The organism is Xanthomonas sp. 1678, from assembly GCF_031455575.1.
Lineage (GTDB): Bacteria > Pseudomonadota > Gammaproteobacteria > Xanthomonadales > Xanthomonadaceae > Xanthomonas_A.
The window spans coordinates 140,503-152,264 of sequence record NZ_JAVDSZ010000004.1; the positions used below are offsets into that span (position 1 = coordinate 140,503).

An 11,762-nucleotide genomic window follows, 5' to 3' on the forward strand; every position below is an offset into this window, starting at 1 on the left:
GCCCCCAATCTGCGAGACGCTTCGCGCCGTACCCTCACCCCAACCCCTCTCCCGGTGGGAGAGGGGCTCAAGCTCAGCGGCGTGGGGTTGGCGCGACCGGCGGCGCCAGGGCGGTCGCTGCGTCGGCCTGGCCCTGCTGCAGGGTCCAGCCGACCACTTCGCCGCTCAGCTGCGACAGTGCCTGGCCGAACGCGTCGGCGACCTGCGCCTTGTCGGTGCTGGCGGCCGGCTGCGCGGCGAGGAAGGTGCGCGAGGCGACCACGCGCTGGTCGGGGGTGTACAGCAGCTTGGCGTTGAGTTCGATCGTGGCCGAGGGCAGGTCGCGGCCGGCGTAGTCGGATTCGAAGCGGCGCAGGTCCAGCAGCAACTTGTAGTCGGCGCGGATGCCGGTGCCGAGCCGGGCCACGCCGGGGATGCGCCCGGAATCCTCGAACGCGCGCACCAGCGTGTCCTCGAGCATGTCGGTGGCCGGCTGCGCCCAGCCCACGCCGCTGTAGACCTGCAGTTCGCCCGGGGTGGGACGCACCGCGATGCGCGAACTGTCGACCACGCGCGCGGCGCTGGGCTTGGCGATCGCCAGCTGCCAGGTCACCTGCGGCCAGGACGGGTCCGGGGTCACGCGCACGTCGGGCGCGTAGATCGTGACCGGCTCCTTGCTGCCGCCGGTCAGCGCGGAGCAACCGGCGAGCAGCAGCAGGGCCGGGATGGCGAGCAGCAGGAGGGCGCGCGTCGGCTTCATTTGGGTTCGAACTCCTTCGGGGCGTCGCGGCCGAGCAGGTAGCGCGCGGGGTTGTTGTCCAGGCGGTCGCTGACCCGGCGCAGGTCGCGGATCAGCCCGCGCAGTTCGGTCAGGGTCGGGCCGAGCTGGCCCAGGCCGTCGTTGGCGAAGCTGTTGATCGCCGAGCGGTTCTCGCCAAGGATCTTGTCGGCGTTGCCGCTGGCCGAATCCAGCTTGCTCAGCGTGCTCTCCAGCTTGTCCAGGATCGGCGGCAGCTGCTGCACCAGGTTCTGGTCCAGGCGCTGGATGGTGCCGTTGGTGGTCTTCAGGGTCACGTCGAGATTGCGCGCGGCGTCGCGCGCGCTGAGGATCAGCGACTGCATGCCTTCGTCGCGGTCGGCCAGCGAGCCGCTGATCGTTTCCAGGTTGTGCAGGGTGGCGGTGATGCTGGCCACGTTGCGGTCGCTGAGCACCTCGTCCAGGCGCTCGACGATGCGGTTGGCGGTGTCGGTGATGTTCTGCAGCGCCGACGGCGTGGTCTGGATGATCGGCGCGTCGCTGGTGTCGATGGAGGTCAGCGATGGCGCTTCCGGGGTGCCGCCGGAGAGCTGGATGATCGACGGCCCGGTCAGGCTGGTGATGCCCAGCTTGGCGCGGGTGTCGCTCTTGATCGGCGTGGTCGAGTTCAGCCGCACCCGCGCCACCACCTGGCGCGGATCGTTCGGCGCCAGGGTCAGTTCGGTGATCGAGCCGACCGCGATGCCGTTGTACTGCACCGGGCTGCCCACCGACAGGCCGGTGACCGCCTCGCGGAACACCACCCGGTACTCCTGCCAGGTGCGGTCGGACGAATACTTGGCGGCCCACAGCCCGAACAGCAGCAAGGCGAGCCCGGCCACGATGGTGAAGGCGCCGATCAGGACGTAGTTGGCTTTGGTTTCCATGGCTCAGGCGTTCTCGGTCCAGGCGGTTTTGGCGTCGCGGGCCGCGCGCGCGCGCGGGCCGTGGAAATAGTCCTGGATCCAGGGGTGGTCGACCTGCTCGATCTCGGCCAGCGGCGCGGTGGCGATGACCTTGCGGTCGGCCAGCACCGCCACGCGGTCGCAGATAGCGTACAAGGTGTCCAGGTCGTGGGTGATGAGGAACACGGTCAGCCCCAGCGCTTCCTGCAGGGTGCGGATCAGGCGGTCGAAGGCGGCCGCGCCGATCGGGTCCAGCCCGGCGGTGGGTTCGTCCAGGAACAGCAGCGGCGGATCCAGCGCCAGCGCGCGCGCCAGCCCGGCGCGCTTGCGCATGCCGCCGGACAGCTGCGAGGGCAGCTTGTTGATCGCGTCGGCCGGCAACCCGGCCAGCTTCACCTTCAGCAGCGCCAGTTCGTAGTGCCAGCTGTCGGGCAGCTCGCCGAAGTGTTCCTTCAGCGGCACCTGCACGTTCTCGCCCACGCTCAGCGAGGAGAACAGCGCGCCGTCCTGGAACAGCACGCCGGTATTGCGCTCCACGTGCAGGCGGTCTTCGCGGCGCTTGGAATCGGTGTCCACGCCGAGCACGCGGATGTGGCCCGCGTCGGGGTCGCGCAGGCCGAGGATGCTGCGCATCAGTACCGACTTGCCGGTCCCCGAGCCGCCGACCACGCCGAGGATCTCGCCGCGGCGCACGTCCAGGTCCAGGTCCTCGTGCACGGTCTGGCTGCCGAACCGGTTGAGCAGGCCGCGAACCGAGATCGCCAGTTCGGGATCGGGATTGGGGATTGGGGATTGGGGATTGGTCACGGCAATGGCTCCCGGCCAGGCAGCGCGCGGCGTCCGGCTTCGACGAATCCCCAATCCCCAATCTCCAATCCCGGCTCCATCACCACCCCACGTTCATGAACCACAGCGCAGCGATCGCGTCGATGATGATCACCAGCGAGATCGTCTGCACCACGCTGGAGGTGGTGCGCTCGCCGACCGATTGCGCGGTGCCCTCCACGCGCAGGCCTTCCAGGCAGCCGATCAGGCCGATCACGATCGCGAAGATCGGCGCCTTCGACAGCCCCACCAGCATGTGCCGCAGCTGGATGGTGTCGTGCATGCGCGCCAGGTACATCTGCGGCGGGATGCCCAGGTCGAAGGCGCCGACGGTGACGCCGCCGGCCAGGCCGGCGATCATCGCCACGAAGGTCAGCAGCGGCAGCATCACCAGCAGCGCCACCAGCCGCGGGATCACCAGCAGGTCCATCGGGTCCAAACCCAGGGTCTGGATCGCGTCGACCTCCTCGCGCGCCTTCATCGCGCCGATTTGCGCGGTGAAGGCGCTGGCGGTGCGCCCGGCCAGCACGATGGCGGTCAGCAGCACCGCGAACTCGCGCAGGAAGGCGATGCTGACCAGCTCCACCACGTAGATCTCGGCGCCGAAGTCGCGCAGGATGGTCGAGCCCAGGAACGCGATCACCGCGCCGACCAGGTAGGACAGCAGCGCCACCAGCGGCACCGCGTCCAGCCCGACCTGTTCCATGTGGTGCACGGTGGAGGTCAGGCGGAAGCGCCGCGGCTCGTGCACCAGGCGCAGCACCTTGACCAGGGTCTCGCCGAGGAAACCGACCAGCGCGACGATTTCCTTGCCGTTGCGGTGCACCGCGTAGCCCAGGCGTTCCAGCGCCGCGGCGAAGCCGTAGTCGCGCTTGCGCTTGGGCCGGTCGTCGGCGACGTCCTCGATGGTGCAGACCAGCGCCTGGTGGTCGTGGCGGAAGGTCAGCGCCTCGTGGGCGATGCCGTTGCGGGTGGCGTAGCGCATCAGCTGCAGCACGCCGGCCGAATCCAGCTGGCCGATGCCGCTGGCGTCGATGCCGGTGGTGCCCGAGGGCATCGTGCGCAGCACGTCCGACGACGCCAGCGCCGTGGCCAGCGTCCAACTGCCGGACAGCCGCACCCGCGAAGGGTCTCGGTCGTCCTGGCTGAGGGTGGGCGGTTGCGGTTCGATCATGAGGCGTCCGGGGCGTGCGGGCGCGAGCATACCTGTTTCGCCTGCCCCGCAACGTCGGCATGTTGCACAGGGTGGCTGCGCGCGGCGTTCGCGCCATACTAGCCGACATGCCCGCCGCGCCCACCGCCAGCCCGTCCACCGCCGCCACCTATGCGCAACGGATCGCGTTCGTCTCCGAGATCGCCGGCCGCCTGCACACCTACGGCACCACCGCGCAGCGCCTGGAGGCGGCGGTGGTGGCGCTGTCGCAGCAGCTGGACTTGGACTGCGAGCCCTGGTCCAACCCGACCGGGCTGATCCTCAGCTTCAGCGACCCGACCAAGGCGATCGGCTCCAGCGACATCACCCGCGTGGTGCGGCTGGCGCCGGGCGACAACGACCTGCACAAGCTCAGCGTCGCCGACCGCATCGCCGACGACGTCGCCAGCGGGCGCATGAGCGTGGCCCAGGGGCATACCGCGCTGCGCCAGCTGGACCGCCCGCCCGGGCGGCGCTGGAAGGCGATGCAGATCCTCGGCTTCGGCCTGGCCGCGACCGGCGTGGCCGGGCTGTGGCGGTTGCCGTGGCTGGACATCGCCACCGCCACCGCGATCGGCCTGCTGATCGGCGCGCTGACCCAGTTCACCGACAAGCGCCCGGCCGCCAAGGAGGCCAACGAGGCGCTGGCGGCGCTGCTGGCCGGCGTGGTCGCCGCGCTGGTGGCGACCAGCGTGGCGCCGCTGAACCTCAATTCGGTGATCATCGCCTCGCTGGTGGTGCTGCTGCCGGGTATGGCGCTGACCAACGCGGTCAACGAGCTCACCAGCCAGCACTGGGTGTCCGGCACGGCACGCTTCGCCGGCGCGGTGACCACCATCCTCAAGCTGACCGTGGGCGCGGTGATCGCGGTGACCCTGGCGCAGTTGCTGGGCCTGGAGCCGATGGTGCACGCGTCGCGGCCGCAGGCGGGGTGGGTGGAATGGGCCTCGCTGCCGATCGCCGCGTACGCGTTCGCGCTGCTGTTCAAGGCCAGCGGCCGCGATTACCCGTGGGTGATGGCGGCCTCGGTGGCCGGCTACGTGATCGCGCGGGTCGCCGGCGAGGCCTGGGGCAGCCCGGTCGGGATCTTCCTGTCGGCGATGTCGCTGACCGCGGCCGGCAACCTGTTCGGCCGGCTGGTGCAGCGCCCGGGCGCGCTGATCCGGCTGCCCGGCATCATCATGCTGGTGCCGGGCAGCGCCAGCCTGCGCGGGTTGCTGACGCTGGTGCAGCAGCACGACGTGCCCGGCGGGCAGTCGGCGTTGCTGGCGGTGACCAATATCGTGATGGCGCTGGTCGCCGGCCTGCTGTTCGGCAATCTGCTGGTGCCGGCGCGCAAGAATCTATAGTCGCGGTCTGCGCGGCGCGCATAAAAAACGCCGGCTCGCGCCGGCGTTTTCCGAATATCCGCCAATCTGCGGATCAGTTTTTCGATGCGGCGGACTTGCTGGCTTTCTTGGCGACTTTCTTGACCGCCTTCTTGGCGGTCTTCTTGGCCGGTGCGGCGGACTTGGCCGGCGCCGCGATCAGGAAATCTTCGACCTTCTTGCCCTTGCCCACCTGCTCGGCCAGCCAGCGCGGCTGCTTGCCGCGGCCGGTCCAGGTTTCCGCGGTATTGGCCGGATTACGGTATTTCGGCGGCACCTTGCCCAGCTTGCGGCCCGGCTTCGGGCCCGGCTTGCCGGCGGCCTTGCGACCGCGCTTGGCCGGAGCGGTGCCACCGAGGACCTCGTCGAGGCTGTAGCCGTGGGTCTTGGCCAGGCGTGCCAGCTGGGTGCGGACCTTTGCGATGGGCGTGCGCTTGGCGACGATGGTCTGTTGTTTCTTGGCAGTCTTGATAAGAGCGCCCAACTGCTTGGCCGACAGGCCGCTGAGATCGATGGTCATCTGTACTCCGGAAAATGGATGAGGGCATACAGCCATTCCCTGGCTCGAGCGGAATCATAATATCGCTTTATCGGATTGACAAATATTCCGCTTATTCGATATGCGCGGCCGTCGCTGGATCCGGCGTGCGGGGACACTTATACGCGCCGGATTCGGCTTGTCAAATAAGCCGGCATGCCGCCGCGATCGGGCAGGGCATATTGCCGCAGCAAATGTGCAAGCCGTGTCGTAGCGGCAGTGGGACAAAAAAAGGCCGGGATATATTCCCGGCCCTTCCGATTAACCCTGCAGGCGCGCCAGCAATGCGGCGCGGTCCAGGTTTTCGGCTTCGCCGCCGCTGCGCGCGCGGTATTCGAAGGTGCCGGCGGCCAGCCCGCGCTCGGAGACCACCACGCGGTGCGGAATGCCGATCAGTTCGATATCGGCGAACATCGCGCCGGCGCGCAGGCCGCGGTCGTCGAGCGCCGCGTCCAGGCCGGCCTGCTGCAGCTCAGCCAGCAACGCCTCGCCGGCCGCGTCGATCGCCGGGTCGCGCTTGGGGTTGATCACGCATACCGCCACCGACCACGGCGCCATCGGCTGCGGCCAGCGGATGCCGGCCTCGTCGTGGTTCTGTTCGATCGCCGCGGCGACGATGCGCGAAATGCCGATGCCGTAGCAGCCCATCGCCATCGCCACGGTCTTGCCGTTCTCGTCCAGCACGGTGGCGTCCAGCGCCTGCGCGTACTGGCGCCCGAGCTGGAACACGTGGCCGACCTCGATGCCGCGCGCCAGGCGGATCTCGCCGCCGTCGTGGGCGCGCTCGCCCTCGACCACGTTGCGTAGGTCGGCGACGGCGTCCGGCTCGGGCAGGTCGCGGCCCCAGTTCACCCCGGCCAGATGGAAGCCGGCCTCGTTGGCGCCGACCACGAAATCGGCCATCGCCGCCACGTCGCGGTCGGCGACCACGCGGATCGGCTGGCGCGGAGCGAGCGGGCCGAGGAAGCCCGGCTCGCTGCCGAGGTGGGCGCGGATCTCGGCCTCGTTGGCCATGCGGTAGCCGGCCAGGCCGGCGACCTTGCCCAGCTTGATCTCGTTGACCGCGTGGTCGCCGCGCACCAGCGCCAGCACGAAGGCGTCGCCGGCCATCACCGCGACCGACTTGACCGTGCGCTGCAGCGCGATGCCGAGCAGGTCGGCCACCGCTTCGCAGGTCTTCTGGGTGGGCGTGGCGACCTTGCGCAGCTCCTCCTGCGCCGCCGCGCGCGGCGCCGGGTCGGCGGCGACCGCGGTCTCGACGTTGGCCGCGTAGTCCGAGCCGGTGGAGAAGGCCAGCGAATCCTCGCCGGACTCGGCCAGCACGTGGAATTCCTGCGAGGCGTCGCCGCCGATGTCGCCGGAATCGGCCTGCACCGCGCGGAACTGCAGGCCCAGGCGGGTGAAGATCCGGCTGTAGGCGGCCTTCATGTTTTCGTATTCGCGGGCCAGGTCCTCGTCGCTGACGTGGAACGAATAGGCGTCCTTCATCAGGAACTCGCGCGCGCGCATCACCCCGAAGCGCGGGCGGATCTCGTCGCGGAACTTGGTCTGGATCTGGTAGAAATTGACCGGCAGCTGCTTGTAGCTGCTCAGCTCCTGGCGCGCGAAATCGGCGGCGGCCTCCTCGGCGGTGGGGCTGTAGCAGTATTCCTGGTCCTTGCGGTCCTTCATCCGCAGCATCAGCCCGCCGAACTTCTTCCAGCGCCCGGTGGCTTCCCACAGCTCGCGCGGCTGGATGGTCGGGAACAGCACTTCCACGGCGCCGGCGCGGTTCATTTCCTCGCGCACCACCGCTTCCACCTTGCGCAGCACGCGCAGGCCCAGCGGCGACCAGGTGTACAGGCCGGAGGCGAGCTTGCGGATCATGCCGGCGCGCAGCATCAGCCGGTGGCTGACCAGTTCGGCGTCGGCCGGGGTTTCCTTGGTGGTGTGCAGGTGGAACTGGGAAAGGCGCATCGAGGGGCTTCGTTGACGGCGGGCGCCTATTTTGCCAGTCATTGCCGGCGCTGCGGGGATGCGCGGCGGCCCGCGCCGGGTCCGCGCCGGCCGCGCGCGCTCATTCCGCGGCGGGCGGCGGCGCGCAATAGGCCTTGATCGCGGCCTCGGCCAGGCCCTTCTGCGCCTCGCGCTGCGCCTCGTCCAACTCCGCGTCGGGCTTGCCGTCGCCGTCGCGATCGGTCATCACCTTGCCCGGTTTGCCGAGGATGTCCAGGTTCTTGCGCGCGCTCAGGCAGTTGGCGTTCTCGGCCGGGGCGGCGGCCTCGGTGGCCTCGGCCGGGGCGCCGCCGTGGCCGTCGACCCGCCGCGCCTGGTACTTGCCGCCCGGCGGCGGGCTTTCCGAATAGTGGGTGACGCCCTGCGCGTCCTTCCATTGGTACAGGGTGGCGGCGCCGGCCACGCCGCTGGCGGCGGCGAGCAGGGACAGGCAGCAAAGCCGGGTCAGGGCGCGCATCACGTTCTCCAGGGCGGGGCCAGCGCCGATTGCAGCACCCGCCGACGGGCCTGGCAAGTCGATTAAACTGCCGGGATGGACCCATCCCGACCGCCACCCCGTTCGCGCACCATCTATCTGCTGCCGAACCTGTTCACCACCGCCGGCCTGTTCTCCGGTTTCTACGCCATCATCGCCGCCGCCAACGGCCAGTTCGTGCACGCCAGCGTGGCGGTATTCGTCGCCGCGGTGATGGACGGGCTGGACGGGCGGGTGGCGCGGCTGACCGGCACCAGCAGCGAATTCGGCGTGCAGTACGACTCGCTGGCCGACCTGGTCAGCTTCGGCATGGCCCCGGCGCTGGTGATGTACCACTGGTCGCTGTCGGCGCTGAAGTTCGACGGCAGCGTGATGGGCCGGGTCGGCTGGTCGGTGGCGTTCCTCTACGCGGCCTGCGCCGCGCTGCGCCTGGCGCGCTTCAACACCCAGGTCGGCACCGTCGACAAGCGCTGGTTCGTGGGCCTGGCCAGCCCGGCCGCGGCGGGGCTGATGATGGCCTTCGTATGGGCGTTCGCCGACGGCAACCTCGGCTGGGACGGCGAACAGTTGCGCTACGTGGCGCTGGGCCTGACCGTGGTCGCGGCGCTGTTGATGGTCAGCCGCATCCGCTTCTGGAGCTTCAAGGGCGGCGGCGAGAAAGGCCCGCGCGCCGACCGCGTGCCGTTCCTGATGCTGGTGCTGGCGTCGGTGGTGATCGCGGTGCTGGTCATCGACCTGTCACGCGCGCTGCTGGCGATCGGCGTGCTGTACGCCCTGTCCGGCCCCTGCCATTGGCTGTGGCGGCGCTGGCGCAAGCTGCCGGACGCGACGTGAGCGAGGCGATGGCCAGCCCGGCCGCCCACGACGCGCCGCTGTGGTCGGCCGAGCAGCATGGCTGGCTGCAGGCGCTGGGGCATACGCTGTATGTCGGTGCCGACGCCGATATCGGCGCCGTGGTCGCGCAGCCAGCGCAGGCGCAGGTGCACGATGCGCCTGCCGCCGATGCGCCCGCGCCCGCGCCCGCGCCGCTGCCCGAGCATGCAGCGCCGGCGTATGTGGCGCGCGCCGCGGCGCCCACGTCCGTGGAGCCGTCGCCGCGCGCGCGGGCGCCGGTCGCACCGGCGGCCTATCCCGAGCCGCAACGCGCGGCGCCCGCACCGGTTGCGCGCCGCGCCGGCCTGCGCTTGCCCGATCGGCTGCAGATCGCCTTGTTGCGTGCCTCCGGGCGCAATCCGAACGATCCGGCCACGCAGACCCTGATGGCGACCTGGCCGCTGGCCGAACTGCGCGGCAACGCCGCCGCCAAGCGCGCGCTGTGGCCGCAGCTGCGCGCACTGCGCAAGCAGGCGCCGCGATGAGTGCGTTGGGCTCGTCCGCCTCCTCGCCGGCGGCGGCGACGCTGCGCAGCCTGCGCGAGACCGACCTCGACACGGTGATGGAGATCGAGCGCCGCGCCTATCCGTTCCCGTGGACGCGCGGCATCTTCCGCGACTGCCTGCAGGCCGGCTACCCGGGCTGGGTGCTGCTGGAGCAGGGCCAGATCGTCGGCTACGGCGTGATCAGCGTCGCCGCCGACGAGGCGCACATCCTCAACGTCTGCGTCGCGCCGGAACGGCAGTCGCGCGGCTACGGCCGCCTGCTGCTGCGCGCGCTGATCAAGTATGGTGCCGACCTGGGCGCGCGCCGCGTGTTCCTGGAAGTGCGCCCATCCAATCCCAGCGCGATCGCGCTGTACCACAGCGAAGGCTTCAACGAGATCGGCCGCCGCCCGCGCTACTACCCGGCGGCCAACGGCCGCGAGGACGCGCTGGTGATGGCGATCGAGCTGTTCTTCGAAGGCATGTCGTAGCGCGCGACGGCGTTCCCGGCACCGCGCCGGCATGCTGCTTTTGCACCGCGGTTCCGCGGCGCGTTGTTTTCCCTACTCGATGAAATGTTTGCAGGGTGCAGCGTGCGTGCGCCCGCCGCGCGCTGCGCACGCGCTGGCGGGCAGGGGTGCTCGGGCATCCCGTCGCCGCCGTCTCGCGACGCAGACGTTGCATGCCGGCGCACCGCCGGTGGCGCGGGCACCGCTTTTTTCCAGGGGTTTTCCTGGCCGCGCTGCGCGTCTGCGCAATGTCGCGACTTGTCGTCGGGACAGCGTTGTTGTCCCGCAGCGGTAGCGGGCAGACGCACCGCTTCGCGAGCGCGTTTTGTTAGATGCCATCCCCATATCGCAGCGCTGGATCTGCGCGTACCGCATTTGTCTCTTCCCAAGCCGAATGCCCTCCCTACAGTGCGCGCCTCTTCGGCGCTGCCTGGTTCGATGGCATGAGGCGCAGTTGTCCGAAGGGACAGCGAATGCGCACGCGTTGTTTGCGTTTTCCGCGCTGCGGAACGCGCCGCGCCTGCGCCGACTCCACCCATGCTTATGAGGTCCCAGGATGAAGACACAGTCTCTCAACGCAGCGTCTCCGCGCACGCTCACCCAGGCGCTCGCGCTCGCCGTCTGTCTGGCGGGCGCGACCGGCAGCGCCTATGCCGATGCCAGCCTGGAAGTCGCCAGTACCGGCTGGGCGACGCAGAACGGCGGCACCAAGGGCGGCTCCAAGGCCGCGGCGGCCAACGTCTACAGCGTCAGCACCGCCGCGCAATTGAAGGCCGCGCTGAAGGCCAGCGTCGGCAGCAACGGCCGCATCATCAAGATCAGCGGCATCATCGACATCAGCGAAGGCACGCCGTACGCCACCACCGCGGACATGAAGAGCCGCGCGCGCCTGGACGTGCCCACCAAGACCACGCTGATCGGCGTCGGCAGCAATGCGCAGATCCGCGAGGGCTATCTGTACGTCAAGGCCAACGACGTGATCATCCGCAACCTCACCATCGAGAACCCGTGGGATCCGCAGCCGGTGTGGGACCCGGACGACGGCAGCGCCGGCAACTGGAATGCCGAATACGACGGCCTGACCATCGAGGGCGCCAGCAACGTGTGGGTGGACCACGTCACCTTCACCGACGGGCGCCGCACCGACGACCAGAACGGCACCGCCAACGGCCGCCCCAAGCAGCACCACGACGGCGCGCTGGACGTGAAGAAGGGCGCCAACTACGTGACCATCTCGTATTCGGCGTTCAAGTCGCACGAGAAGAACAACCTGATCGGCTCCAGCGACAGCGCCTCCAGCACCGACAGCGGCAAGCTGAAGGTGACCATCCACAACACCCTGTTCGAGAACATCTCCGCGCGCGCGCCGCGGGTGCGCTTCGGCCAGGTGCACCTGTACAACAACTACCACGTGGGCAGCACCAGCCATCCGGTGTACAAGTTCTCGCACGCGCACGGCGTGGGCAAGGAGTCGAAGATCTTCTCCGAGAACAACGCCTTCGACATCGCCGGCGTCAGCGGCTGCGACAAGATCGCCGCCAACTATGGCGGCAGCGTGTACCGCGATTTCGGCTCGCTGCTCAACGGCCAGGCGCTGACCTGCTCGTGGAATAACAGCATCGGCTGGACGCCGCCGTACACCTATTCGCTGCTGCCGGCGAACCAGGTGGCGAACGACGTCAAGGCCAAGGCCGGCGCCGGCAAGCTCTGAGGGAGGCGACGCCGCTGTCCGGCATGCCGGGCAGCGGTGCGCGTGCGGCTTCGATTGCAGACAGTCATTGCCACTGTAGGAGCGGCTTCAGCCGCGACCTGGGCTTTCCCGG

Annotated in this window: 12 protein-coding genes; 5 read left to right on the forward strand and 7 right to left on the reverse strand. The window is 69.7% G+C overall.

Annotated elements, in window-relative coordinates:
- Positions 1–73 precede the first annotated feature (73 nt).
- The 4 genes from J2Y70_RS09860 to J2Y70_RS09875 all read right to left on the reverse strand — a co-directional run bounded on the left by J2Y70_RS09860 (position 74) and on the right by J2Y70_RS09875 (position 3,679).
- Complete coding sequence (locus tag J2Y70_RS09860; RefSeq protein WP_309916622.1) at positions 74–739, reverse strand: ABC-type transport auxiliary lipoprotein family protein; 666 nt, start codon at positions 737–739, stop codon at positions 74–76.
- Positions 736–1,662: an MlaD family protein gene (locus J2Y70_RS09865; RefSeq protein WP_263397179.1), complete on the reverse strand. Its 927-nt coding sequence runs from the start codon at positions 1,660–1,662 to the stop codon at positions 736–738. Before J2Y70_RS09865 ends, J2Y70_RS09860 begins: the two co-directional genes overlap by 4 nt.
- Before the next feature lie 3 nt (positions 1,663–1,665).
- Positions 1,666–2,487: an ABC transporter ATP-binding protein gene (locus tag J2Y70_RS09870; RefSeq protein WP_309916630.1), complete on the reverse strand. Its 822-nt coding sequence runs from the start codon at positions 2,485–2,487 to the stop codon at positions 1,666–1,668.
- A gap of 79 nt (positions 2,488–2,566) precedes the next feature.
- Positions 2,567–3,679 (reverse strand): ABC transporter permease, encoded by a 1,113-nt coding sequence (locus J2Y70_RS09875; RefSeq protein ID WP_263397181.1) that lies wholly within the window; start codon positions 3,677–3,679, stop codon positions 2,567–2,569.
- A 107-nt stretch (positions 3,680–3,786) separates the two neighbouring features.
- Here J2Y70_RS09875 and J2Y70_RS09880 point away from each other — a divergent pair, with 107 nt between their 5' ends.
- Positions 3,787–5,046 carry a threonine/serine exporter ThrE family protein gene (locus tag J2Y70_RS09880; protein ID WP_263397182.1) on the forward strand — a complete coding sequence of 420 codons (1,260 nt, stop codon included), beginning with the start codon at positions 3,787–3,789 and terminating at the stop codon, positions 5,044–5,046.
- Positions 5,047–5,119: 73 nt separating this feature from the next.
- Here the strand turns inward: J2Y70_RS09880 and J2Y70_RS09885 are convergent, their stop codons facing one another.
- From J2Y70_RS09885 to J2Y70_RS09895, 3 genes are all read right to left on the reverse strand, one after another.
- Positions 5,120–5,584 (reverse strand): H-NS histone family protein, encoded by a 465-nt coding sequence (locus tag J2Y70_RS09885; RefSeq protein ID WP_309916636.1) that lies wholly within the window; start codon positions 5,582–5,584, stop codon positions 5,120–5,122.
- A 279-nt stretch (positions 5,585–5,863) separates the two neighbouring features.
- The gene (locus J2Y70_RS09890) at positions 5,864–7,558 is read right to left on the reverse strand and encodes a proline--tRNA ligase (RefSeq protein WP_309916639.1); all 1,695 of its coding nucleotides are present in this window, start codon (positions 7,556–7,558) and stop codon (positions 5,864–5,866) included.
- A gap of 100 nt (positions 7,559–7,658) precedes the next feature.
- Complete coding sequence (locus tag J2Y70_RS09895) at positions 7,659–8,054, reverse strand: DUF4124 domain-containing protein (protein ID WP_263397185.1); 396 nt, start codon at positions 8,052–8,054, stop codon at positions 7,659–7,661.
- A gap of 75 nt (positions 8,055–8,129) precedes the next feature.
- Here J2Y70_RS09895 and pssA point away from each other — a divergent pair, with 75 nt between their 5' ends.
- The 4 genes from pssA (at position 8,130) to J2Y70_RS09915 (ending at position 11,650) form a co-directional block, all read left to right on the forward strand.
- A complete protein-coding gene (gene pssA / locus J2Y70_RS09900) occupies positions 8,130–8,906 on the forward strand; it encodes a CDP-diacylglycerol--serine O-phosphatidyltransferase (RefSeq protein ID WP_263397186.1) in 777 nt (258 codons plus the stop codon).
- A gap of 8 nt (positions 8,907–8,914) precedes the next feature.
- Positions 8,915–9,430 carry a hypothetical protein gene (locus tag J2Y70_RS09905; protein ID WP_309917056.1) on the forward strand — a complete coding sequence of 172 codons (516 nt, stop codon included), beginning with the start codon at positions 8,915–8,917 and terminating at the stop codon, positions 9,428–9,430.
- Positions 9,427–9,921 (forward strand): ribosomal protein S18-alanine N-acetyltransferase, encoded by a 495-nt coding sequence (rimI, locus tag J2Y70_RS09910; RefSeq protein ID WP_263397187.1) that lies wholly within the window; start codon positions 9,427–9,429, stop codon positions 9,919–9,921. The genes J2Y70_RS09905 and rimI overlap by 4 nt, the downstream gene beginning before the upstream one ends.
- A gap of 574 nt (positions 9,922–10,495) precedes the next feature.
- Positions 10,496–11,650, forward strand: a complete 1,155-nt coding sequence (locus J2Y70_RS09915; protein WP_309916644.1) for a pectate lyase — start codon at positions 10,496–10,498, stop codon at positions 11,648–11,650.
- Positions 11,651–11,762 lie beyond the last annotated feature (112 nt).

Bases quoted from the DNA above. Each gene is read 5' to 3' on its own strand.
- J2Y70_RS09915 (WP_309916644.1), top strand. From the start codon at position 10,496: ATGAAGACACAGTCTCTCAACGCAGCGTCTCCGCGCACGCTCACCCAG.
- J2Y70_RS09875 (WP_263397181.1), bottom strand. From the start codon at position 3,679: ATGATCGAACCGCAACCGCCCACCCTCAGCCAGGACGACCGAGACCCT.
- pssA (WP_263397186.1), top strand. From the start codon at position 8,130: ATGGACCCATCCCGACCGCCACCCCGTTCGCGCACCATCTATCTGCTG.
- J2Y70_RS09865 (WP_263397179.1), bottom strand. From the start codon at position 1,662: ATGGAAACCAAAGCCAACTACGTCCTGATCGGCGCCTTCACCATCGTG.
- J2Y70_RS09880 (WP_263397182.1), top strand. From the start codon at position 3,787: ATGCCCGCCGCGCCCACCGCCAGCCCGTCCACCGCCGCCACCTATGCG.
- J2Y70_RS09860 (WP_309916622.1), bottom strand. From the start codon at position 739: ATGAAGCCGACGCGCGCCCTCCTGCTGCTCGCCATCCCGGCCCTGCTG.
- rimI (WP_263397187.1), top strand. From the start codon at position 9,427: ATGAGTGCGTTGGGCTCGTCCGCCTCCTCGCCGGCGGCGGCGACGCTG.
- J2Y70_RS09890 (WP_309916639.1), bottom strand. From the start codon at position 7,558: ATGCGCCTTTCCCAGTTCCACCTGCACACCACCAAGGAAACCCCGGCC.
- J2Y70_RS09885 (WP_309916636.1), bottom strand. From the start codon at position 5,584: ATGACCATCGATCTCAGCGGCCTGTCGGCCAAGCAGTTGGGCGCTCTT.
- J2Y70_RS09895 (WP_263397185.1), bottom strand. From the start codon at position 8,054: ATGCGCGCCCTGACCCGGCTTTGCTGCCTGTCCCTGCTCGCCGCCGCC.
- J2Y70_RS09905 (WP_309917056.1), top strand. From the start codon at position 8,915: ATGGCCAGCCCGGCCGCCCACGACGCGCCGCTGTGGTCGGCCGAGCAG.